This window comes from Shimia sp. MMG029 (genome assembly GCF_027947445.1).
GTDB lineage: Bacteria > Pseudomonadota > Alphaproteobacteria > Rhodobacterales > Rhodobacteraceae > Shimia.
This window is the reverse complement of the sequence record NZ_JAQJIM010000017.1, coordinates 1-23,154: the sequence shown is the minus strand read 5'-3', so window position 1 is coordinate 23,154 and position 23,154 is coordinate 1. Positions and strand designations below refer to the sequence as shown.

Genomic DNA, 23,154 nt, shown 5'->3' with positions numbered 1-23,154 from the left:
TTCTCCGTTGGGAAAGTTGCTTTCAGCAACAGCTGCGGAAACGTTCGACGATGGTGTCGAGAACATCTTCCGGGGCGCGTTGCCACCAATTGTTGGCCGAGAAAATCTCAACCTCGCACAGGCCATTGTAGCCTGCGGATTCGACAGCGGCGCGCAGTGCTTTGAGATCGGCCACGCCGTCTCCCATCATGCCACGGTCCAGCAGAACATCGGTGGTGTCTGCCAGCCAATCGCAGAGATGATAGCCGAGGATGCGACCTTTGCCACGTTTGGCGAGCGTGGCCGCCAGTGTGGTGTCCCACCAGACATGGTAGACATCAATCGCCACCCCGACATTGGCCGCCCCCACCGCATCACAGACATTGAGCGCATCGGCGGCGGTCATGATGCAGGTGCGATTGCCTGCGGTCGCCGGGCTCAGCGGCTCCAGCGCCAGATTGACATTGCGCTCTGCGGCATAGTCAGCGGCGCGCGCAACCCGGTCTGCCAGCAGTTTCTGACTGTCCAGAACCCCTTTGGTGCCTGGCTCAGGTCCTCCGGTTACGATGGTGAGCACCTCTGCGCCGAGTTCTGCAGCCTCATCAATTGAGCGGTGGAAGTCGTCCATGATTTCCGCGTCGCTGGGCAGAGCCAGGGGACCGGTCAGAAAGGGTGTGCGGCACAGCCCGGCAATTTGCAGCCCGGCCGCGCGGGTGCGCACTCCGATGTCAAAAGCGCGTTCCCCCAATTCACGACGCCAGAAGGTGATTCCTCCATAGCCCCGCGCCGCGCAGGCGTCGATCACCTGTTCCGGTGACCAGCCCGCGCCAAAACCCTCAAGATTGTGCCCGAGGCTCGCGGTGTTGAGCGCAAGTGCGGCGTGGTTTTGGGAGAAATCACGCATCAGATTCACACGCCGTAGAGCTTCAGCATGGCGCCCATACGTTCGACCGCCAGATCCGGTTCCCGCAGCAAGCCACAGCCGTCTGCCATTTTGAAGCAATCGGTAAAATAGGGCAGGGAGCGGGTCGATTGCGCGCCGTTGAGCATGATGAAGTGGTCCTGAAACCCGTTCAGCCAAGCGAGAAACACAACGCCTGTTTTGTAATATTGCGTTGGGGTGCGGAAGATATGGCGCGCCAGAGGCACGGTGGGATCGAGCGTGGCCCGGAAGCTACGCGCATCGCCCTCGCTGAGTTTGCTGACCGCATAGGCCGCCGCAGGAGCCAGCGGATCAAAGATACCAAGCAGCGCGTGGGAATGCCCCTGCTCGTCGCCTTCGATGAGTTCGGGGTAGTTGAAATCATCGCCGGTATACATCTTGACGCCTTCGGGCAGACGGCGGCGCAACTGTACTTCTTTGTCGGCATCCAGCAGAGAGATTTTGATGCCATCGACCTTGGCAACATTGGCCTCAATGATCTGTACCACGGTGTCCAATGTGTCGGCGAAATTGTCGCTGCCCCAGTAGCCTGCCAGCTGCGGGTCAAACATATCGCCAAGCCAGTGCAAAATCACCGGTTGGTCACAGGCGTTCAGCACGTCGGAATAGATGGTAATGTAGTCTTCTGGGCTTTGCGCGACGCGTGCCAGCGCGCGCGAAGCCATGAGGATCAGACGGCCACCGACGGCCTGAATGGTGTCAACCTGTTCGAGATAGGCGCGGCGTACATCCTCCAGATCACGCGCGTCTGCCGGATCGAGGTGGTCTGTGCCGCAGCCATTGGCCACCAAGGCATCCGGGAGCTCTTCTTTGGTACGGCGGATCAGTTCGAGCGCGCCGTTCCAATCCAGCCCCATGCCGCGCTGCGCGGTGTCCATCGCTTCGGCAATGCCCATGCCCATACCCGCCAGATAGTGGCGAAACTCCATGGTTTTGTTCCAGTCCACCTTGGCGGGGCCGGTTGGATCATGATCGCCAAACGGATCAGAGACCACATGTGCCGCAGAATAGAGCACGCGGGCAGAGTTCTCTGTCAGCTTAGATGGGGCCACAGGGGTGCCGGTCAGGTGGTAGGGGTGCAACACACCTTGCGTGTCAGGCAGTTGAATTTTCATCAGAAGACCTCAGAAACGGGGCACAAGCATGCCGGCATCTGCCGAAATTGCCTGTCCGGTGGTGTAGGGGAGTTTGCCGCTGGCCAGGGAGGCGATGATGGCGCCCATGTCCTCTGGCTGACCGACGCGCGGAAAGAGGGTGAGCCCGTCTTTGGCGCGCTGGTCATACATGTCGATCACAGGGGCCGTCATCTCGGTGGCGATCAGTCCTGGCTGGACATCATAGACGGCGATGTTTTCCGCGCCCAACCGCACCGCGAAGGTTTTGGATACCATCGCGGCGGCCGCTTTTGAGGCGCAATATTCGGCGCGCGGCACGGCCACGGCAACAGCATTGGAAGAGGTGACATTGACGATGGCATGAAACAGCGCTGCGTCGCGCTGGCGGGCGAGCAGACGTTTGGCAAAGGCCTGTGACAGAAAGAACATCGCCTTGGTGTTGACCGCCATGCAGCGGTCATAGCTTTCTTCGGACACCTCCAGCAGATCGCCACGTTGCAGGACGCCGACACCGGCATTGTTGACCAATGTGGTGAGCGGACCGAGCTCTGCCTCGACGCGTGCCAGTTGGGCATCATGGGCGGAGAGCTCGGTCACATCAAATGCACAGGCCATGGCAGGCACACCTTCGGCGCGTATCGCTTCGACCGCGCGGGTGAGCTCTGGGTCTTCGTGGGGACCGTTGACCGCGATGGCAAAGCCCTCGCGTGCCAAGGCAGTAGCCGCCGCAAGGCCGATCCCCCGGGAGGATCCTGTTACAAGTGCAACCTGTCGTGTCATGCCTGCGCTCCTTTCGCCACCAGTTCGCGCGCAATGATCATACGCTGAATCTGGTTTGTGCCCTCATAGATCTGGGTGATCTTAGCATCGCGATAAAGGCGTTCCACCTCAAAGCCGCGAATGTAGCCAGAGCCGCCAAAGACCTGCACTGCGTCGGCGGAGCGGGCCACGGCCATATCGCCCGCAAAGCATTTTGCGATGGAGCAGGCTTTGGTTGCGTCTTGCCCCATATCGATTTTGTAGGCTGCGGATTGCACGAGAAGGCGCGCGGCCTCCACATCTTTGGCAATGTCCGCCAGAAGCCATTGCACGCCCTGAAACTCAGAAATGGCTTTGTTGAATTGTTTGCGTTGCTGGGCATATTCCGTGGCGGCCTCAAGCCCGGCCTGACCGATGCCAACGGCCAGGGCGGCGATGCCAACGCGGCCTTTGTCGAGCACGCTCATCATCATGTGGAAGCCACGTCCTTCGACACCCAGAAGCGCCTTTGCGGGCAGGCGCACATCGTCAAAAGACAGTGGCCCGACCTGACTTGCGCGCTGGCCCATCTTGATTTCCTTGGGGCCGCGGGTCACGCCCGCTGCGTGCAGATCAACGATGAAGATCGACATGCCGCGATGTCCGGCGTCTGGATCGGTGCGTGCCAGCACAAAGCCCACATCGGCCACAGGGGCATTGTGGATCCAGATCTTCCCACCATTGAGTAGCCAACCGTCACCGTCGCGCACGGCTGTGGTGCGAATGCCGGAGACATCTGTGCCTGCTTCTGGTTCGGTGATGCAGTAGGCGGGGCGCAGTTTGGCAGTGAGCAGGTCGCCCATCCATTTGTCCCGTTGCGCTTCGGTGCCGTGACGGACAAGCAGGGTGGAGACCAGCTCCAGCAACCCACATTGATCAGCCACAGAGGCATAGCCGCGTGACAGCTCTTCCATCACCAAGGCATAGGTCACAGTGTCAAAACCCGGCCCGCCCATTTCTTCGGGTACGCCGATGCCAAACAGGCCCAATTCTCCCATCTGGTCATAGATTTCGGCCGGGAAACGCGAATCACGATCCAGCTCTTCAGCAAGGGGGCGGATGACCTCCTGGGCAAATTGCCGGGTCATATCACGTACTTGTTCATGTGTTTCCGTCAGAAACATGGCGCGCCTCTTGTTCGATCTAAATGTAACTATCTAGTTACTTATAAATCGGACAAATTCGACCCGTCAAGCGCGATGTCTGGCGTGGGTGCGATACGCGACCTTTTTGGATTGGGCGCTCCTGTGCTTGGTGCTTGATCGAGGGAGCTGTTTGGATTAAATAACCAAACAGTTACTTATGTAATGATGTGCCTTTGGCACTGGGAGACATACATCAAATGTGTTTTGCGAAGGCAGACGTGTTTGATCGGAGGAAAAGGGAGGCTGGGTATGAACCCGAACAGTAAAAACAAATTTGGCCGGGTGGATCTTGAGGTCACGGCTTTTGGCTTTGGCACGGCGCCGGTAGGCAATATTTTCCGCGAAATCGATGAGCAGACATCCTCTGCCATGTATGAACATGCCTGGGATGCAGGCGTGCGGTATTACGATACGGCGCCAATGTATGGCCATGGCCTGTCTGAACTGCGAACAGGGCAGAACCTGCGCTGGAAGAACCGCGATGAGTTGGTGCTGTCATCGAAAGTGGGGCGTCTGCTGAAACCTGCCAAGCGCAGTGAGATCAATTTTGAGCCCTGGACCAACGCAGCGCCATTCACGATGGAATTCGATTACTCCTATGATGGTGTGATGCGCTCCTTTGAAGACAGTTTGCAACGTCTGGCGCTGGAGCGCATGGACATCTGTTTTATCCATGACATCGATGTGTTCACCCGTGGCAGCGAGCAGCCAGAGGTTTTCAAGCAGGCGATGGATGGTGCCTATAAGGCGCTTCAAAGCCTGCGAGATCAGGGGGTGGTCAAGGCCATCGGTGTGGGCGTGAACGAATGGGAAGTTTGTCATGCTGCGCTGGAGCAACGTGACTTTGACTGCTTCCTTTTGGCTGGTCGTTACACGCTGCTGGAACAGGAGGCGCTTGATAAGTTCCTGCCTCTTTGTGAGGCGCGCGGCGCAGCCGTGGTTGTTGGTGGTGGCTTTAACTCTGGTATTTTGGCGACGGGTGCCAAAGAGGGCGCGAAATACAACTACGCCCCGGCCCCTGCAGACATCATGCAGAAAGTGGCCAAAATCGAAGAGGTTTGTGCGGAATACAACGTGCCTCTTGCTGCTGCGGCGCTGCAGTTTGTTGTGGCACATCCAGCGGTGCCGTCGTTCATGGCGGGCACCCGCACCGTTCAGCAGCTGGAGCAAAATCTGGCCTGGTTCAGTCATGAGATTCCAGCACAGTTCTGGGCTGATCTGAAAGCCAAGGGCCTGTTGCGCGAAGATGCGCCAACACCTGTTTAAGCGGCCAATCGGAGCGAAAGCATATGACACAGGGTTTGAAGGGGGCAGCCTTGCCCCCTGGTGTGTATGGCTATGATGATCTGGCCATTGGCGATTGGATTGATGCGGGATCTGCGCAAGTCACGACTGCGCTGATCGATCAATTCGCTGCGGTGTCTGGGGATCACTATGCGTTGCATATGGATGCGGACTTTGCTGCCGAAAGGGGATTTGCCAACCGTGTGGCCCACGGGCTTCTCGTGCTCTCTATGGTGGACGGCCTGAAGAACAATGCGGCGGCACGGCTGGATGGTCTGGTGTCCATGGGATGGAATTGGCGCTTTGAGGCACCGGTGCTGGCTGGCGATCAAATCCAGGCTGGGCTGACCATTGTCGGGAAACGCAAAACCTCTTCGGGCGACAAGGGGGTTTTGCGCACGCAGTTTGACGTCACAAATCAAGATGGGGATCTGGTGCAAAGCGGCACCAATGAACTGTTGTTTGTATTGTAAGCACTGTGCGCTCGCAGGTTGGCCGCCTTGCAGGGCGCTTCGGCGCGCTGTGAAGCGCGTATTGGCAGATTTCATAGACTGATAAGGAGCAGATAAGATGAAGAGCTTTGCTCAACGCACAATCACGTTTCAGGCCGCGCAAGAGCTTGTGACGGCCGCTTTGGAGCATGCGCAGTCAGAAGGTTGGGCCGTTGCCGTGGCTGTCTGTGATCCGCATGGCGGGCTTGTGTCTTTTGGACGTGATGATGCTGCCGCTCCGCCCATTGGCGGATTTGCGCAGGACAAAGCCTATACAGCAGCAACCTTGCGCAAGCCCTCGGCTGAGTTTGGCGCCGGCATGATGAAAAGTGCAACGCTGAGCCTTGGTGTTGGCACGCGCGAGCGGTTTCTGACCTGGGGCGGTGGTGTTCCGGTCTATGAAGATGACGTGCTGATTGGCGCTATTGGGGTGTCAGGTGCGAAAGAGCCCGAAGATGTGGCCTGCGCTTTGGCGGCGATCGAAGCAGCCGGGCTAGCGAGCGCGCAATGACGTTTGGTTAGGCGTTGGTTTGAGACATGATGGAAGGAGCGGTATCTGCTTCTTCCTTTCTTGGTTGGTTTCGATGCGGCGGCACTGGAGGGCAGGCCACTACTCTGCTGCAACCAGACGCATGATTGTGTCGACGTTGAAGTCCAGCCGGGCATCAAGTGCTGCCGTGTCCATCATGTCGCGGTCAAAAAGGTAGGACCCGGTGAAGCGGTTGGTCAGATAGTAGTACCCAATCGCAGCAATGGTAATGTTGAGCTGTGTCGCATCAATGCCCGGGCGGAACTCGCCTGATTCTTCCCCTCTTTTCAGGATGTCGGAGACCAGATCCACGAGGCCGCGCGTCGCTTCTGGTAGGGTCTTAAGCCCTTTTAGATGTTTGGCGCGATGCAAGTTTTCGCTGTTCACGAGGGTGATGAATTCTGGGTTTTTCAGGTAATAAGTCCAAGTAAACCGCACCAGTTTTTCAAGCGCTTCGCTTGGGGCCATATCATCGAGCTTCAGCCGCTTCTCAGCTTCACGAATTCCAAGGTAGGCCTCTTCCAGAACTGCGCGAAACAGATCCTCTTTGCTCCCGAAATAGTGGTAGATCATACGTTTGTTTGCGTTGGCGCGTTCAGCGATTTCGTCAACGCGGGCGCCGCCAAGTCCGCTTTTTGCAAACTCTTTTTTTGCTGCAACAAGGATTCGCGCCTTTGTGGCTTCTGCGTCTCTCTTGCGTTTCTTGGTGCTTGCTTCAGCCATGCTCTGCTCTTCCTTTTGCGGCGGGTTGGCGTTTTCAAAAAAAGCAAAACGCTTTCAAAAACCGCCCTATGCAGCTCCTTTCAAATCGCCTCTTTGCGCCTCTCGCGTCAAGGGGCAACTGCGCCAGCGACTGGGAAACTGTTGAAATCTGCCCCGCGAGACGGGTTGACACACCGTCATTTCGTGAAGTAACCAGTTAGTGCATTAAGCGCGGCGCGGGGCGGTTGTCAGAGTGGTGTTTTGAGGCTGGGTTGGAGGCAATTCCTAGCGAAAACACGGTGGGCATCAGGCCGCACAGCGTTTTGCGAGATTTGAATGAAAAGGGAGGAAACCATGTCATTCATTAAGAAGTTCATTGAGCAGGAAACGATCAGCCGTCGTAACTTTCTTCTCGCCTCTGCCTATGGCGTGGGCGGTGTCGCTGCGTCCAGCATGTTGGGTGGCGTTGCGAGAGCGGCGATTTCTGATCCAACCGTTGCTTGGAGTTATCGCAACCGTACGAACCCGTACTGGAACGAGATTGTTTCCGGTGGCGAAGCGTTCATTGAGAGCCTCGGCAAGCCAAAGGAGTTTCTCACGCACCTGATCAACGAGGGGTCTTCTGAGAAGTCCCTGTCGGATGTGAAGGCATTGCTTTCTAAAACCAACGGCGAGCTTGCGCTGGCAATTGACACAAACGATGCGCCAAACGCACGCCCGATTGTCGAGGCTGTTGCGCAGGCGGGTGGTTATGTGTCCACCATTTGGAACAAAACAGACGATCTGCATCCTTGGGATTTTGGCGACAACTATGTCTCCCATATGACCTGGTCTGATGAAGGTCCTGCCGAGCAGACCGCGCGCATTCTGCTGGATGCCATGGGTGGCAAAGGTGGCGTTGTTCATCTTGGTGGCATCGCGTCCAACAACCCAGCGATTGAGCGCCTGCAAGGTCTGAAAAACGCGCTGAAAGACTATCCCGATGTGGAGCTTCTGGCAGCAGAGCCTGCGGATTGGGATACCCAGAAAGCCAATCAGGTGATGAGCGCCTTCCTGACCCGCTACGGTGATGAGATCAAAGGTGTGCACTGTGCCAATGACACCATTGCCTATGGTGTTCTGGAAGCCCTGCGTGCGGAAGGCATCGAAGACATGCCGATCGTGTCTTATGATGGCAACCCTCAGGCGGTTCAGCTGGTGGCAGAGAAGAAAATCCTCGCGACCGTATTCACGAACCCGCATTGGGGTGGCGGCATCACAGCGGCACTGGCGTATCACGCGGCAATTGGCACTTTCAAACCGTCCGAAGAGCCCAATGCGCACCGCGAGTTCTACGGCCCGGCCGTGTTTGTCACGCCTGAAGACGCGGCGGCCTTCAAAGCCAGCTACATCGACAGCGTGCCAAACTACGACTGGAAAGACTTCTGGGGTCCGACCAACGGTCAGATCGCCTATAAGTAAGCTCCCTGGATGGGATGGCCTACGGCGTCATCCGATCTCTCCTCAGGCCACGCCGTAACTAGGCGTGCGTGGCCTGCCCTTTGTGGTCAGGGGATGGCCAAATTCTAATTTCTACACGGAGTGGGAACAGGTGGGCAGTGTGCTGACACGGAATGTTCTGATAAAATGGGCGCCATTGATCGTCCTGATCGTACTGGTGCTGTTTTTTGCGGCAATGGAGCCGCGCTTCTTTTCGCTGCGCAACTTTGCCAGGATCGGGATTTCGTCTGCACCTGCGCTCATGGTGGCGATTGGCGTAACTTTCATCATCATAATGGGGTCGATTGACCTGTCGATGGAGGGCACTGTTTCCGTCTGTGCGGTGGTGTTTGCCTTTGCGTTCATCGCCATGGGCGGGACATTGGCGTCGTTTGCCTGGTTGGCCCTGCCGCTTGCCTTGTTGGTGGGGGCGATTGTCGGCCTCGTCAATGGGATGGTGCACGTCTGGCTGAAGATTCCCTCTTTCATGGCGTCGCTTGCGATGGGCTTTGTCGGCACCGGTTTTGCGTTGCTTTTGACGGGAGGGGATCGCGTCAGAGTGCAGGATGAGCTGTTCCGCTCACTGCTCACGGAGCGCTGGTTTGGTTTTCCGATCATGTGCTATGTCGCTCTGCTCTTCCTGTTGATCGGCTGGTTCATTCAGACCCGCACAACACTGGGCCGGAACTTCTACGCTGTTGGCGGAGGCGAAGAGTTGGCGCATGCCTCTGGCCTGAATGTAAACCGGGTGCGCATTTTGGGCTTTATGCTGGCGGGGGTCTTCTACGCTGTGGGGGCTTTGCTGGCAGTGGGCCGGATTGGTATCGCGGAAACCGCGACAGGCTCCAACTTCATGTTTGTTTCGATCACCTCAGTTGTGGTCGGGGGCACAGCACTTTGGGGCGGCATCGGTGGGGTGTGGAACACGCTGATCGGTGTGCTCATCGTGAACGTCATCAACAATGGAATGGTGGTGATTGGCCTGCCCGGATACGTCCAGGATGGCGTGCTGGGTCTGCTGGTTATCCTCGCGGTCGTGTTGTCAACTGACCGTAAGTCCGTCACCTTCGTGAAATAGGGGCCGGGATATGTACGAGCTTCAAAAAGTAGACAAGATTTTCCCAGGCGTGCATGCGCTCAAGGCTGTGGATTTTAAGATCGGGCGGGGCGAGATCGTCGGTCTGGTTGGGGAAAACGGCGCGGGAAAGTCGACCCTGATGAAGGTGATTTACGGTGCCTATCAGCCTGATGGCGGTGATATCACCATCGACGGAACCAAAGTGCGCTTTCAAAATCCACGTCAGGCCATGGATCATGGTATTGGCATGGTGTTTCAAGAGCAGTCCCTGATCACCAATCTCACTGTGATGGAGAACATTTATCTGGGCTTTGAGCAGCAGTTTGTCAGCTTTGGCGTGATCAACTGGAAGGCCATGGCCGCAGCGGCGCGCCGACAGCTTGAAAAGGTGAAGCTGGATATTGACCCAGCCACCATCACTTCAGAGCTTTCTTTCGCGCAACGCCAGTTGGTTGAACTTGCCAAAGTGTTGACCTTGGAAGAGCGCATTGATGGCGATCTGGTCATCTTGCTGGATGAGCCAACTTCAGTGCTGGCCAAGGAAGAGGTGGAACTGCTGTTCAGTCTCGTGCGTGAACTGACCAAACGGGCGTCGTTCATCTTTGTCAGCCACCGTATGGATGAGGTGCTGGATCTGTCTGACCGCATTTATGTGATGAAAGACGGCGAAGTGGTGGATGTGGTCACCCATGATGAGGCTGACGTCGATGCGATCCAGCATAAGATGGTTGGGCGCGACGTTGACAAGGAATACTACCGCGAGCAAAAACAAAAGCCCTATCAAGCTGACGCGCAGCCGCTTGTGTCGTTCAAGAACGTCTCTCTGGAGCGCAAATACAGCGATATCTCGTTTGATCTGCATCCGGGCGAAGTGCTTTGTCTGGTGGGGACAGAAGGCTCTGGCCGCGAAGCTATTCTAAGAACTATTTTTGGTCTCGAAACGCCGACCGAGGGTCAGGTTGCGCTTAAAGGCAGCCAAATGACCTCCTTCACCGCCAAATCCGGCGTGATGAATGGCGTTGGCTATATCCCGCGTGAACGCAAGATCGAGGGCATCGTTGCGGGCATGAATGTTTATGAAAACATGACCCTCAGCCAGATGGGGAACTATTCCAAATCAGGTGTCTTGAACATCGGTGAGGAAAAAGCGCTTGCCCGTAAGTGGATTGAGCGTTTGGCGATCAAAACCCCGGATGTCTACAAGGACTGTGGCGGCCTTTCAGGTGGCAACCAGCAGAAAGTTGTCTTGGCGAAATGGCGCTCTGCCGGATCAGACATCATTCTGCTCGATCACCCCACACGTGGCTTGGACATTGGCGCAAAAGAAGATGTCTACGACATGGTGCGCGAGATGTCTGATGATGGCGTTGGGATCGTTTTGGTGGCGGACACGCTCGAAGAGGCCATTGGCCTCAGCCACACGATCATCGTGCTCAAAGACGGTGAGGCACAGAAACGTTTTGAGTGCAGCCCAGGAGACAAGCCGTCGCTCTATGACCTTGTCCACCACATGATCTGAGGATTTAAAGATGACTTCCAAGACGATGACAGCTGTCAACTTTGCGCGGATCAAACCGCATCTCCCCTGGATCACCCTGTTGGCGCTTGTGCTGATTGTGGGGATTGCCGATACCAATTTCCTGCGACCTGTAAATCTTGTGTCGATGGCTGCGGATATTGTGCCGCTGTTCATTATGGCGCTGGGCATGACCTTTGCGATTTACATCGGTGGCATTGATCTGTCGGCGCAATCTATTGCCAATATGACCACAGTGATCGCCACGCTTGCGTTGCCGAGCTACGGTATTGGCGCGGCGCTGATCTGTATTTTGGCCGGTTTGGCGATGGGCGCGGTCTCTGGCTATGTGACCACCAAGCTTCTTGTGCCGTCGTTTATTTCTACGCTGGCCGTGGGCGGCGTGGCTTTTTCGGCGGCGCAGTATATGTCCGGCCAGCGGGCTTTGTTCATGGATGCGACGATGCGTGACAGCACGTTTGGCTGGATGACGGGCGTGACTGCAGGCATTCCCCATGAGCTTTTCATTGGCGGCGCGCTTGTCTTGGGCACATGGTTTCTGCAGTCTCGTACAACTTTTGGCCGCGCCTTGAAAGCTGTGGGCGCAGGTGAGCCTGCGGCGGTGGCATCCGGTTTGAATGTGACCCGTATCAAGATCATGGCCTTTGCGCTCTCTGCCGGGTTGGCCGCGATTGCGGGGCTGTTGTTTTCTGTCAAACTGTCTGGTGGCTCGCCAACGCTTGCCAATGGATTTTTGCTGCCGGCCATTGTGGCGGTCTTGGTCGGAGGCACTCCGCTGACCGGGGGGGTGGGCGGTGTGATCAACACGTTGATTGGCACGCTGATTGTGGCTGTGATCCGGTCCTCTATGCTCTATTTCGAGGTTGATGCCACCAAACAGCAGATGGTGTTTGGCCTGATCCTGATTGCGGCCATCGCCCTCACCATCGACCGCACCAAGTTGCGAGTGGTCAAATGACGGACGTGGTGTGCAAGACGATGCGCGCCGCCGTCCTTACGGCGCCCGGCACCTTTGAACTTAGAGAGGTGCCGCGGCCCCGCGCAGGGCGCGATGAGGTGCTCATAAAGATCAGCCGCATCGGCATCTGCGGCACGGATGTTCATATTTTCAATGGTCACTATGCCGCGGAAAACCTGCCGATGATCCCCGGGCATGAATTCACAGGTGAGGTTGCGGGATTGGGCGAGGACGTGCGCGACCTCACTGTCGGGCAGCCTGTCGTAGTGGATATGAACATCGGCTGTGGTCGGTGTTTCTGGTGTCGGCGCAACGAGATCCTGAACTGCCCAGACATGCAGCAAATGGGCATCACAATGGATGGTGCTTTTGCTGAGTATATCGCTGTGCCTGCAAGGCTTGTGATCCCCGCTCCATCTGACATTCCGCCCGAAGTGCTGGCGCTGACGGAGCCTTTGGCCTGTGTCGTGCGCTGCGCGCGTAAAGCGAACATCACCTTTGGTCAGTCGGTGGTCGTACTTGGGGCAGGACCGATTGGTAACTTGCATGTGCAGCTTCTGCGCACGATTGGCGCAGCGCCAATCATTGTGTCGGATCTGTCTGAAGAGCGCGTGCAGATGGCGTTGGATGCAGGCGCAGATTTTGGTGTGACGGACCCGGATGCGCTGGAGGCTCTGGTGCGCGATAAAACGGCGGGACGTGGCGCGGATGTGATGATTGAAAGTGTGGGTTTACCGGCACTGTATCGCCAAGCCACGCAGCTGATCCGAAAAGGCGGGCATATCGCGGCCTTCGGGATCACCTGCGCAGAGGAAGCGCTGGACTTGAACATCGTGGAAACGATCCTGCAGGAAAATTCCATCAAGGGATCGGTCGCGGGCATGGGGCAGGACATGCACGACGCGCTGACCCTGCTTGCTCATGGGCGCATCAAAACGGACCGGTTCACAGCCGCCTCTTTTGAGTTGGAGGAGATCCAACAGGCGTTTGACACCTTGTCGGACCGCCCGGGGGATCTGAAGACGCAAATTGTAATCTGATCGAAGAGTCTGGGAGGGCCAAATGGGAAAGATCCTGATCATTTACGACAGCGAGAGCGATCGCAAATTCACAGCTTCTATGGTGCCGCTTGTGGAGGAGGGCATCAAACGTGTCGAGGGCATGGAGGTGCGTGTGCGCCATGTGGACGAGGCTGAAACAGAGGATGTATTTTGGGCCGACGGCATTGCGATTGGCTGCCCCACACATTTCGCGGGGATTTCCTGGAAAATGAAAAAATGGTGGGACACGCGCGTGGCGGACATCTGGTTCAAGACGGATGGTAAATTCGCGGTGCCTTTCACATCTGGCGGCTCGCTTGGTGGCGGTGGCGAATTGACCTGCAATGCGCTCAGCCTGATGATGATGAACATGGGCTATTTCGTTTTTGGGATCACCGATTATGTCGCCAAGAAAGAGAGCCTGCACTATGGCGCGGTTGTGGCCGGGGAACCCCGTGCCGATCATGCCAAAGAGGCCTGCCGCCGTGCGGGGCAACGATTGGCGGAGTGGGTTGGATACTACATGGACGGGCGCAAAGAGTTGCATCCGCTTGAGGCCAAATATCAACGTTTCTGGGAGCTTGCTGACTAATGGCAAAAGTACGTCTTTTGGTGGAACTGGATGTGAAACCTGATCTTTCCGATGAGTTTGTGGCAATGTTTCGGCAGGAATTTATCTCTCGCTCACGCACTGAAAAAGGGTGTGAGCAATACGATCTTTGGCGTGACAGCACGTCGTCGAGCAAGATGACGATTGTTGAGGTCTGGAGCACGCAAGAAGATTTAGACACCCATCTTTCTCAAGACTGGTTCGCGGTCTGGGGGCCCAAATTGGAAGCGATGCAGGCGACGCCACTGGTTGTGCGCACGCTTTCCTCTATTGATGACTAACACCTGACGTCCGGCCACCGGTTCTGGACGCACCACAGACAGAGGACACTATGGACAATTCCAACTCAATCCTGACGCCACCAAGCGCACCGCGCGACTTTGGCTTTTTTCTTGATGGCGCTGTGGTGCCAGCGGGCGAGCGTGATGTTTTTGAGCGCAGCTCTCCGGGGCACGGTGTGCCAGTATCGCGCGTTCCGCGTTGTAGCGAAGTGGATTTGAACGCCGCGGTTGCCTCTGCGCGCAAAGCGTTTGACGATCGCCGCTGGGCCGGTCTGTCAGGTGCTGATCGTGCGGCTGTTTTGCTGAAAACCGCAGAGCTGGTCCGCGCCCGTGCTGAGGAAATCGCCTATTGGGAAACGCTGGAAAACGGCAAGCCGATTTCTCAGGCCCGTGCTGAGGTTGGTGGCTGCATCGGCATGTTCGAGTTTGCGGCAGGTCTCGCACGCGGGCTGCATGGGGACAGCTTCAACAACTCTGGTGATGGCGCGATGGGCATTGTGACCCGCGAGCCAATCGGGGTTGTTGGACTGATCACGCCATGGAATTTCCCGTTCCTGATTTTGTGTGAGCGCGTGCCTTACATCCTGGCGTCGGGCTGTACCATCGTGGCCAAGCCTTCTGAGGTGACGGCGGTGACCACCCTGATGCTGGCGGAAATCATGTCTGAGGCAGGTCTTCCGGATGGGGTGTTCAATGTGGTCACTGGTTCTGGCAGTGTGATTGGCCAAAAACTGGCAGAGCACATGGATGTAGACATGCTGTCCTTTACAGGGTCGACTGCTGTGGGGCGCTCTGTGGTGGAAGCCTCTGGCAAGAGCAATTTCAAGAAGCTGGGCCTCGAACTTGGCGGCAAGAACCCGCAGATTGTTTTTGCCGATGCTGATCTGGATGATGCGGCAGATGGTGTGGCCTTTGGCATCGCGTTTAACACAGGCCAGTGCTGTGTGTCTGGCTCGCGCCTGTTGGTCGAGCGGTCGGTGGCAGATGAGTTTTCCCAGAAAGTGGCTGACAAGCTGCGCAAAGTGCGCGTGGGCGACCCGCTGGATGAGGCGACACAGGCCGGGGCCATCACGACGGATGCACAAAACCGCACCATTCTGTCCTACATCGCCAAGGGGAAGGAAGAGGGCGCAACGCTGGTTTCCGGCGGTGGCACACCAGAGATTTCTGGCGGTCAGTACATAGAGCCGACAGTGTTCACCAATGTCACCCAAGACATGGCGATCGCGAGCGAAGAGATCTTTGGCCCGGTGCTTTGTGTGATGCCTTTTGACGACATCGAAGATGCCATCGCGATTGCAAACGACACAGAATATGGTTTGGCTGCAAGCGTCTGGAGCAAAAACATCGACAAGGCGCTGACGGTTGCGCGGCGCGTACAGGCTGGGCGTTTCTGGGTGAACACCACTTTGGCCGGAGGCCCGGAACTTCCGATTGGCGGCTTCAAAGCCTCTGGTTGGGGCCGCGAAGCGGGGATGCATGGTGTCGAAGAATATACGCAGCTGAAATCGATCCATATTGAGTTTGGCAAGCGCAGCCATTGGATCGAATGATCGCTAACGGCGGTATGTGATCTTTTCATAAATATGGCGTCTCGCCGCGCGTTTGTGCGGCGAGATGAAAGAAAAAAGACGGCAAATGGGGGCCACGATGGCACAAGTTGGATATGACTACGTGATCGTTGGGGGCGGTTCGGCAGGCTGTGTGCTGGCCAACCGACTGAGTGAAGACAGTGCGGTGCGTGTTCTGCTGCTTGAGGCTGGGGGAAAAGACAATCATCCGCTGATCCATATGCCCGTAGGGTTTGCCAAAATGACTGATGGCCCACATACATGGGGGTTCAATACGGTGCCGCAGGTGCACGCGAACAACCGCGAAATCCCCTATGCGCAAGCGCGCGTGATTGGCGGCGGCAGCTCTATCAACGCGGAGGTTTTCACCCGCGGCCACCCGGTGGATTATGATCGTTGGGCCAATGACGAGGGATGTGACGGCTGGTCGTTTGATGAGATCAAAAAGTACTTCATCCGATCAGAACGCAACGCCATTTTGTCCGGGGACTGGCATGGCACCGATGGGCCTCTGGGGGTGTCAAACATCAGTGCGCCGCAAGAAATGACCCGTGCTTTTGTGCGGTCTGCGCAGGAAGCGGGGTTGCCCTATAACCCAGATTTCAATGGCCCAGTGCAAGAAGGTGCAGGCGTCTATCAGGCGACGATCTGGAACAATAAGCGTTGCTCGGCGGCTGTTGGCTATCTCAAACCCGTTCTTGGGCGCGCCAATCTGACCGTAGAAACCGGTTGTCAGGTGCATCGCGTAGTGATTGCCGGGTCACGGGCAACCGGCGTTGAGTATGTCCGCAATGGTCAGAAAACTCTGGCATGTGCTGAGCAAGAGGTGCTGGTCACCTCCGGTGCCATTGGCTCACCCAAACTGTTGCAGCTTTCGGGAATTGGCCCGGCGGATCACCTGAGCGATGTGGATGTGGACGTGGTGCATGACCTGCCTGGGGTGGGGGAAAACCTGACGGACCATTTCGGCATTGATATTGTTGCCGAGCTGAATGGCCACCAAAGCCTCGACAAATACGGCAAGCCGCATTGGGCGCTTTGGGCAGGGATGCAGTATTACCTGTTTGGTTCCGGACCTGTGGCCTCCAACGTGGTTGAAGGCGGTGCGTTCTGGTATGGAGACAAGGCGGCTAAGGTGCCAGATCTTCAGTTCCACTTCTTGGCGGGGGCCGGGGCAGAGGCCGGGGTACCAAGCGTGCCCAAAGGCAGCTCTGGCATTACGCTGAATTCCTACACTTTGCGCCCCAAGGCCCGCGGAACGGTGCGCTTGCGCTCGAACGATGTGGCGGACCTGCCTTTGGTGGATCCCAATTTCCTCGGCCATCCTGATGATCTTGCGATCTCGGTGGAAGGCGTCAAACATTCAATTGAAATTTTCAACCAGCCAAGTTTGCAGAAATACATTCGCAAGATCCGTTTCCCGGATGACTCTGTCAAAACGCAGGCGGACTATGAGGCCTACGCCCGCCGGTATGGGCGCACCTCTTATCACCCGACCTGTACCTGCAAGATGGGTGTTGATGAGATGGCTGTGGTCGATCCGCAGTTGCGGGTTCATGGCATCGATGGGTTGCGGGTGTGTGACAGCTCGGCGATGCCGAGCCTGATCGGATCCAACACCAATGCCCCGACCATCATGATGGCGGAAAAGGCCGCGGATTTGATCCGTGGAAACCACTGAAACCTGAGCGCTTTGCCGCGACGGCATGTAAATAGATGAGAAAGGCGGTGTAGCAAGGTTGCATCGCCTTTTTGCTGTTCACAGGGGTCTGAACGCATTCAAAAAAGGCCCGCCACATTGGCGAGCCTCACGTTTTGATTTTTTCCTGATCGCTGTGTGCCGTCTGAAAGGGCGACACATGCCTTAGGGAGGGCTTAGTCCCAGTCTGGCGCCCAAGGTACGAGATCAGATGTCACAATGCGGAAACCTGTCTGCGTCATGGCATCTATGCGTGCCATATCGATGTTGGACAGAGTGAAATCCATCACGTCAAAATTGGCTTCGATATTTGCACGTTTGGTCGACATTGTGTTGATCGACACGCCTTTCTGCAGGATCCAGCGCAGCACGACCTGTGCGGCGGATTTTTGGTAGGCGGCTCCGATCTCCGCAAAGATCGCATGTTTGAAAACCTCTCCACGCGCCACTGAACAGTATGACGACAGGGGAATTCCGGTCTCACTCGCAGCTGCGAGCAGAATGTCCTGATTGAGCAACGGGTGAAATTCGACCTGATTGGTGACGATCGGCGTCTCAATGATCTGAGTCGCATCTCGCATCATTTGGGCTGTGTAGTTGGAAACACCAATGTTGCGCGCAAGCCCTGCCTCATGGGCTTTTTCCAGAAGCTTGAGTGACGGAGCGATGTCGCCATCTGCTGGGGGCCAATGCAGCAGCAGCACATCCACGTAGTCCAGCCGTAGTTTTTTCAGGCTCTCTTCGACGGATGGCAAAAAGGCCTCTGCGGTGAAATTGTCTGGATGCACTTTGGTTGTGACGCAAATCTCGTCGCGTTTGAAACCCAATTCGGCAAGCGCTGATCCGGTTTCTTCTTCGTTTCCATACATTTGAGCGGTGTCAAATGAGCGATACCCAACTTCCGCAGCATGTACCATCGCGTTGCGCAGTTCTTCTCCTGTGAGTGGAAATGTGCCAAACGTGCGCTGATTGGTTCCTTGAAAATAGATATTCATGAAGGGCCTCCCTAACAGATTTACAAGTAACCTAATGGTTACTTAAGGTCTCGTCAAACCAAACTGTCCCCGGATTTGAGGTTGATTTTTGTTGTCTAGTTTGCCATGAATTGATGTAACCAGTTAGTTACCTATGAGAGTCGAATGACCAAGCTTATGACAGCGCGCGAGGCGGCAAACCTAATTCCGGACGAGGCAGTCCTTGCTGTAAATTCCTCTTCAGGTCTGTGTTGCCCTGATGCGCTTCTGCAAGGCTTGGGGGAGAGGTTCGATGAAGAGGCTGCACCCAAAAATCTGACGTCTATTCATCCGATTGCCGCGGGCGACATGTTTGGCACGAAGGGTGTGGACCATATTGCCAAGCCTGGCCTGCTGAGCCGGATCATTGGTGGCTCATATCCGTCCGGACCTTCCAAAGCGGAGCCGCCCAAGATTTGGCAAATGATCACGGCGGAACAAGTTCGGGCCTATAACGTGCCATCAGGCATTATTTTTGACATGCTGCGCGAGGCCGCAGCCAAACGTCCGGGAGTGCTGACCAAGGTTGGCATGGAAACCTTTGTCGATCCAGACATCGAAGGCTGCGCAATGAATGGCGCAGCGCGCGAACAGGCGATTGTCGAGCGCAAGAGCTTTGACGGCGAAGACTGGCTTTACTTCAAAGCCATTGCCCCAAATGTTGCGATGATCCGGGCCACCACCGCAGACGAAAAAGGCAACCTCAGTTTTGAGCAGGAAGGCGCATATCTCGGCGCGATGGAGATGGCGCTGGCTGTTCGCAACAATGGCGGTGTGGTGATTGCACAGGTCAAGCGAGTCGGTGCTGCTGGGTCCATCCGCCCTCATGACGTGCATGTCCCCGGAATTCTGGTGGATGTGATTGTTGAGGCACCAGACCAGCTTCAGACAACTGCGACGGAATATGATCCTGCGATTTCAGGGGAACTTATCCGCCCACTCGATAGCTTCCGCACTGCCGAGTTTAATGTTGGCAAGGTGATTGCACGCCGTGTTGCTCAAGAGCTCAAAGATGGTTGGGCGGTGAACATCGGTTTTGGTATCTCCGCCAATGTGCCGCGCATCATGGTAGAAGAAGGGCTGCATGGCTCCGTGACCTGGATGATTGAACAGGGCGCTGTTGGCGGTATTCCGCTTTTGGACTTCAAGTTCGGCTGCTCTGCCAATGCCGAAGCCTTTGTCGCATCACCGCATCAGTTCTGCTATTTTCAGGCGGGTGGTTTTGATGCCTCTCTCCTGTCATTTCTCGAAGTGGACAAGCACGGATCGGTCAATGTTTCGCGCCTGTCAGCGATCCCGCACCGCACCGCAGGTTCCGGTGGTTTTGTCGACATCACGACACGCGCGCGCAAGATTGTGTTCTCTGGAAACTTCAATGCCGGTGCGAAGATGAGCATCGAAGAGGGGCAGCTGAAGATCCATCAGGAGGGCAAGGTCGCAAAGTTCGTCGATGAAGTGGATCAAATTTCCTTCTCTGGCAAAAAGGCACGGGCTCAGGGGCAGGACATCACCTATGTCACCGAGCGCTGCGTGATCCGCCTGACAGATCAGGGGCTGATGGTCACTGAAATCGCGCCGGGTATTGATTTGCAACGTGATGTTTTGGATCAGGCTGCAACGCCGCTGTTGGTCGCGGACGATCTTAAAACCATGGATGCCACACTGTTTGACCCGGCATTGATGGGGCTGACCCTGGCCGCAGAAGGATGAGTTTCCTCCGGCTCGAAATCGCTGAGGGGATCGCGCATCTGACTCTGGTGCGTCCAGAGCGGTTAAACGCTCTGACCCAGGAAATGATGGACGATCTTCTGACGGTCTGTCGCCAGATTGAACGCGCTGAGGGCGCGCATGTCGTGATACTCAGTGGAGAGGGGCGTGCATTTTGCGCTGGGGGAGATATTGATGCTTGGTCGGATTTGTCAGCGGAGGATTTCTCGCGCCACTGGTTGCGCGACGGGCATCAGGCGCTCGACGCATTGGCGCGTCTGCGACAGCCAGTGATTGCGGTCCTCAATGGCCATGCGCTTGGCGGAGGTCTTGAACTGGCCGCCTGTGCCGATCTTCGTATTGCTGAGGAACACATTCGCATAGGCCAGCCAGAACCGGGGCTGGGCGTGATACCGGGATGGTCCGGGACGCAGCGCGCTGCGCGCCGCTTTGGGGCGCAGATCTTAAGGCGAATGGCGCTCTTTGGGGAAACCTTTACGGCACAGCAGGCACTTGAAATCGGGTTGGTGGATCAGCTTGCCCCAAGCGGTGATGGGCTCACGCAGGCTCGCGCATTGGCTGGCACACTGCGCCATCGCGGCCCGGTTGCCACAGAACTCGCCAAGATGATGATCAATGCCGCCGAAGGCGAAGAGCGGGAGCGGGTGATCGATGCGTTTGCGGGGCGTATTGCGGCCTCTCAGCCTGAACTTCAGCGGGGGCTTGACGCCTTCAAGGCGCGTCGCAAACCCGATTTCTGGGAGCGCTGAACGCGGCGAAACACACCACAGTATTTGACCAATCGGGAGGAAAGCATGATCCGTCACCTTGTCCACCTGCGCTTTCGCGCGGATGTTACGCAGGCACAGAAAGCAGCTCTATTCGGAGAGTTGGCTGGGCTATCGAACCACATTTCCGGGATTGTCGATTTCCAACACCGCAAAAATGTTTCTGTTGAAACGCCGCTGGTGCGCGATTTCCTCGATATGTTCTGGTTTGATTTTGCCGATACGGCAACACGAGATGTGTACCTTGAGGACAGCCAGCATCAGGCGATAGGCGCCAAAATTGTGGCCTGCCTTGAAGGTGGCGCGGACGGCGTATTTGTCTGCGACATCGCGCTATGATGCCAAACGCTTTGTTTCTGACTGCGCTGTTTGAAGCAGCGGTCGAGGCTGCTGATCCGATGTCTGCTCTACGCCCTCACGTGCCTGCCCCGCCAAAGGGCCGCACTGTGGTGATCGGTGCAGGCAAGGGTGCGGCCCAATTGGCCAGCGCGTTTGAAACGCTTTGGGAAGAGGCAGGACATGGGCCACTGTCCGGCGTTGTGGTTACGCGATATGGCTATGCAACGCCTTGCAAATACATTGAGGTTTTAGAAGCGGCCCATCCGGTGCCTGACGCAGCAGGGTTGCGCGCGACAAAAGCGCTATTTGAGGCCGTTGAGGATCTTGGTCCCGACGATCTGGTTGTGGCGCTCATTTGCGGAGGCGGTTCCTCCCTTTTGCCGTGCCCGCCCAGTGGGCTGACCTTGGCAGATGAGCAAGGTCTGAACGAGGCATTGCTGGCGTCGGGCGCCCCCATTTCGGCCATGAATGCCATTCGCAAACATGTCAGCGGCATCAAGGGCGGGCGGCTTGCCGCAGCGGCCTTCCCTGCCCGGGTGGTGAGTTTGGTCGTGTCTGATGTGCCCGGCGATGATCCGGCGCAGGTGGCGTCTGGGCCGACGGTGCCCGATGATGTCAGCCAAGCGACCGCGCTAGATCTGATAAGCAGCCATGCCATTGATCTGCCTGATCACATCTTGCGCCATATTGCGAGCGATCAGGCGCGGGCGCCGGCTTCCGACGCGCTGGAATTCCAAAAGAATTCAGTCACGGTGATCGCCTCTGCGGATTTGTCACTGAAAGCAGCTGCAGAGGTGGCCGAAGCTGCGGGCATTCCTGCTGTGATCCTTTCGGATGCGATGGAAGGCGAGGCGCGCGAAGTGGCCAAAGTTCATGCGGCGATGGCACGTGATGTCATTCACCGCGCGCGCCCCTTCACCGCACCTGTGGTTTTGTTGTCGGGCGGTGAAACCACGGTGACCTTGCGGGGCAGCGGAGGAAAAGGCGGACGCAACAGCGAGTTCCTTTTGTCGTTTGCTAAAGAGGTTGACGGTCTTTCAGGGATCAGCGCAATGGCCGCGGACACCGATGGTATTGATGGCTCGGAAGACAACGCAGGCGCTTTTGCTGATGGCACCTCCGCGGCCCGTATGCGCGCGGCAGGGCGCGACCCTGCTGCAGATCTGGCTGCGAACAATGCCTATTGCGCTTTTGAAGCGGTTGCGGACCTTTATGTTCCTGGTCCCACGGGGACGAATGTCAATGATTTCAGAGCCATACTACTGAAACCCTGACAGAGTAGAGCGCCATGGCCACCCAAATATGAGTTGCCCCAATGGTCTGGCCCCGTTGAATTTTCAGCGGGGCCGGACCAGCGTTGAGCCTGAGGTGTGTTGCACCTGCGTTTCTGCTAGACCTCGATAAGCCCGCGATCTGCTAGGGTTTTCCAAAGCGCATCTGGGATTTCGGTATTGAACCACTTGATGTTCTGCTCGACGTGCTGGCGAGATTGCGCCCCCATCACCACTGCGGAGATTTGATCGTGGCGCAGCGGAAATTGGATCGCCGCTGCTGCCAGCGGCACATCAAATTCGTCACAGACCGTGCGCAATTTTTCCGCCTTTTCAATCATGTCGGCTGGTGCTTCGGCATAGTTATAGCGTCGTATTTCTCCGGGTTTTGAGACAAGTATGCCAGAGTTGAAAACGCCGCCCACAACCAAAGCCACATCCCGCTTTTTTGCCAAGGGTAGGAAATCGCGCAATGCGTCCTGATCCAGAAGAGAGTAGCAGCCCGCCAGCAGGCAACAATCCAGATCGGTTTCCTCTAGTGAGTCTCGGATCACTTCCCACTCATTCACCCCCCCCAGGCCAAAGCCTTTGATGTTGCCGTTGCGCTTGAGCTCGTTAAGCGCATTAAACCCGCCGCCATATGTAAACTGAGTATTGCTTTAAATCGACAATAGATCTTTCAGATTATGAACACGAAAGGCGTTGACCTACACGGATTTTGCACGATTTGCCTCAAAGAGAAGTGCCTATTAACATGCAAACGCACGTATTCACACGCAAAGGTTAATCATTTGGTC

The 23,154-nt window shown here is 56.6% G+C and carries 22 protein-coding genes and 1 pseudogene; 16 read left to right on the top strand and 7 right to left on the bottom strand.

Annotation, left to right across the window (positions count from 1 at the left end; all coding sequences use genetic code 11):
* Nucleotides 1-22 precede the first annotated feature (22 nt).
* From PJL69_RS19975 to PJL69_RS19960, 4 genes are read right to left on the bottom strand one after another with little or no spacing between them, the layout of a single operon-like run.
* Entirely contained in the window at nucleotides 23-883 is an 861-nt protein-coding gene (locus tag PJL69_RS19975; protein ID WP_271311266.1) for a sugar phosphate isomerase/epimerase family protein, read from the bottom strand.
* Nucleotides 884-888: 5 nt separating this feature from the next.
* The gene (locus tag PJL69_RS19970; RefSeq protein WP_271311265.1) at nucleotides 889-2,037 is read right to left on the bottom strand and encodes a dihydrodipicolinate synthase family protein; all 1,149 of its coding nucleotides are present in this window, start codon (nucleotides 2,035-2,037) and stop codon (nucleotides 889-891) included.
* A gap of 9 nt (nucleotides 2,038-2,046) precedes the next feature.
* Nucleotides 2,047-2,817: a 3-ketoacyl-ACP reductase gene (locus PJL69_RS19965; protein ID WP_271311264.1), complete on the bottom strand. Its 771-nt coding sequence runs from the start codon at nucleotides 2,815-2,817 to the stop codon at nucleotides 2,047-2,049.
* The gene (locus tag PJL69_RS19960; protein ID WP_271311263.1) at nucleotides 2,814-3,959 is read right to left on the bottom strand and encodes an acyl-CoA dehydrogenase family protein; all 1,146 of its coding nucleotides are present in this window, start codon (nucleotides 3,957-3,959) and stop codon (nucleotides 2,814-2,816) included. The genes PJL69_RS19965 and PJL69_RS19960 overlap by 4 nt, the downstream gene beginning before the upstream one ends.
* Before the next feature lie 270 nt (nucleotides 3,960-4,229).
* Between PJL69_RS19960 and PJL69_RS19955 the strand changes: the two genes are divergently transcribed.
* From PJL69_RS19955 to PJL69_RS19945, 3 genes are all read left to right on the top strand, one after another.
* Nucleotides 4,230-5,246 (top strand): aldo/keto reductase, encoded by a 1,017-nt coding sequence (locus tag PJL69_RS19955; RefSeq protein WP_271311262.1) that lies wholly within the window; start codon nucleotides 4,230-4,232, stop codon nucleotides 5,244-5,246.
* 23 nt (nucleotides 5,247-5,269) lie between these two features.
* Nucleotides 5,270-5,737: a MaoC family dehydratase gene (locus tag PJL69_RS19950; protein ID WP_271311261.1), complete on the top strand. Its 468-nt coding sequence runs from the start codon at nucleotides 5,270-5,272 to the stop codon at nucleotides 5,735-5,737.
* Between the two features lie 97 nt (nucleotides 5,738-5,834).
* Complete coding sequence (locus tag PJL69_RS19945; RefSeq protein ID WP_271311260.1) at nucleotides 5,835-6,266, top strand: GlcG/HbpS family heme-binding protein; 432 nt, start codon at nucleotides 5,835-5,837, stop codon at nucleotides 6,264-6,266.
* Between the two features lie 99 nt (nucleotides 6,267-6,365).
* Here PJL69_RS19945 and PJL69_RS19940 read toward each other — a convergent pair whose 3' ends face one another.
* Nucleotides 6,366-7,007, bottom strand: coding sequence for a TetR/AcrR family transcriptional regulator (locus PJL69_RS19940; RefSeq protein ID WP_271311259.1), 642 nt, complete (start codon nucleotides 7,005-7,007; stop codon nucleotides 6,366-6,368).
* Nucleotides 7,008-7,340: 333 nt separating this feature from the next.
* On the opposite strand from PJL69_RS19940, the gene PJL69_RS19935 reads away from it, so the two are divergent.
* The 9 genes from PJL69_RS19935 (at nucleotide 7,341) to PJL69_RS19895 (ending at nucleotide 17,221) form a co-directional block, all read left to right on the top strand.
* Complete coding sequence (locus PJL69_RS19935) at nucleotides 7,341-8,447, top strand: sugar ABC transporter substrate-binding protein (protein ID WP_271311258.1); 1,107 nt, start codon at nucleotides 7,341-7,343, stop codon at nucleotides 8,445-8,447.
* Between the two features lie 139 nt (nucleotides 8,448-8,586).
* Nucleotides 8,587-9,543 (top strand): ABC transporter permease, encoded by a 957-nt coding sequence (locus PJL69_RS19930; RefSeq protein WP_271311257.1) that lies wholly within the window; start codon nucleotides 8,587-8,589, stop codon nucleotides 9,541-9,543.
* A gap of 10 nt (nucleotides 9,544-9,553) precedes the next feature.
* Entirely contained in the window at nucleotides 9,554-11,062 is a 1,509-nt protein-coding gene (locus tag PJL69_RS19925) for a sugar ABC transporter ATP-binding protein (protein ID WP_271311256.1), read from the top strand.
* A 10-nt stretch (nucleotides 11,063-11,072) separates the two neighbouring features.
* Nucleotides 11,073-12,038: an ABC transporter permease gene (locus tag PJL69_RS19920; protein ID WP_271311255.1), complete on the top strand. Its 966-nt coding sequence runs from the start codon at nucleotides 11,073-11,075 to the stop codon at nucleotides 12,036-12,038.
* Nucleotides 12,035-13,078, top strand: coding sequence for a zinc-dependent alcohol dehydrogenase (locus PJL69_RS19915; RefSeq protein WP_271311254.1), 1,044 nt, complete (start codon nucleotides 12,035-12,037; stop codon nucleotides 13,076-13,078). The genes PJL69_RS19920 and PJL69_RS19915 overlap by 4 nt, the downstream gene beginning before the upstream one ends.
* 22 nt (nucleotides 13,079-13,100) lie before the next feature.
* Nucleotides 13,101-13,670, top strand: coding sequence for a flavodoxin family protein (locus PJL69_RS19910; protein WP_209098068.1), 570 nt, complete (start codon nucleotides 13,101-13,103; stop codon nucleotides 13,668-13,670).
* Nucleotides 13,670-13,969 (top strand): putative quinol monooxygenase, encoded by a 300-nt coding sequence (locus PJL69_RS19905; RefSeq protein WP_271311253.1) that lies wholly within the window; start codon nucleotides 13,670-13,672, stop codon nucleotides 13,967-13,969. The genes PJL69_RS19910 and PJL69_RS19905 overlap by 1 nt, the downstream gene beginning before the upstream one ends.
* A 50-nt stretch (nucleotides 13,970-14,019) precedes the next feature.
* Entirely contained in the window at nucleotides 14,020-15,522 is a 1,503-nt protein-coding gene (locus PJL69_RS19900) for an aldehyde dehydrogenase family protein (protein ID WP_271311252.1), read from the top strand.
* 97 nt (nucleotides 15,523-15,619) lie between these two features.
* On the top strand, nucleotides 15,620-17,221 hold the full coding sequence (locus PJL69_RS19895) for a GMC family oxidoreductase (protein ID WP_271311251.1): 1,602 nt from the start codon (nucleotides 15,620-15,622) through the stop codon (nucleotides 17,219-17,221).
* Nucleotides 17,222-17,415: 194 nt separating this feature from the next.
* Here PJL69_RS19895 and PJL69_RS19890 read toward each other — a convergent pair whose 3' ends face one another.
* Nucleotides 17,416-18,234, bottom strand: a complete 819-nt coding sequence (locus PJL69_RS19890; RefSeq protein WP_271311250.1) for an aldo/keto reductase — start codon at nucleotides 18,232-18,234, stop codon at nucleotides 17,416-17,418.
* Nucleotides 18,235-18,378: 144 nt separating this feature from the next.
* Here PJL69_RS19890 and PJL69_RS19885 point away from each other — a divergent pair, with 144 nt between their 5' ends.
* The 4 genes from PJL69_RS19885 to PJL69_RS19870 are packed head-to-tail and all read left to right on the top strand — an operon-like array spanning nucleotide 18,379 to nucleotide 22,360.
* Entirely contained in the window at nucleotides 18,379-19,962 is a 1,584-nt protein-coding gene (locus PJL69_RS19885) for an acyl CoA:acetate/3-ketoacid CoA transferase (protein ID WP_271311249.1), read from the top strand.
* On the top strand, nucleotides 19,959-20,729 hold the full coding sequence (locus PJL69_RS19880) for an enoyl-CoA hydratase/isomerase family protein (RefSeq protein ID WP_271311248.1): 771 nt from the start codon (nucleotides 19,959-19,961) through the stop codon (nucleotides 20,727-20,729). Before PJL69_RS19885 ends, PJL69_RS19880 begins: the two co-directional genes overlap by 4 nt.
* Nucleotides 20,730-20,774: 45 nt before the next feature.
* Nucleotides 20,775-21,086, top strand: coding sequence for a Dabb family protein (locus PJL69_RS19875; protein ID WP_271311247.1), 312 nt, complete (start codon nucleotides 20,775-20,777; stop codon nucleotides 21,084-21,086).
* Nucleotides 21,083-22,360 (top strand): glycerate kinase type-2 family protein, encoded by a 1,278-nt coding sequence (locus PJL69_RS19870; RefSeq protein WP_271311246.1) that lies wholly within the window; start codon nucleotides 21,083-21,085, stop codon nucleotides 22,358-22,360. Before PJL69_RS19875 ends, PJL69_RS19870 begins: the two co-directional genes overlap by 4 nt.
* 116 nt (nucleotides 22,361-22,476) lie before the next feature.
* Here PJL69_RS19870 and PJL69_RS19865 read toward each other — a convergent pair.
* A pseudogene (locus PJL69_RS19865) lies at nucleotides 22,477-22,977 on the bottom strand (aldo/keto reductase); the annotation flags it as partial.
* Nucleotides 22,978-23,154: the final 177 nt, after the last annotated feature.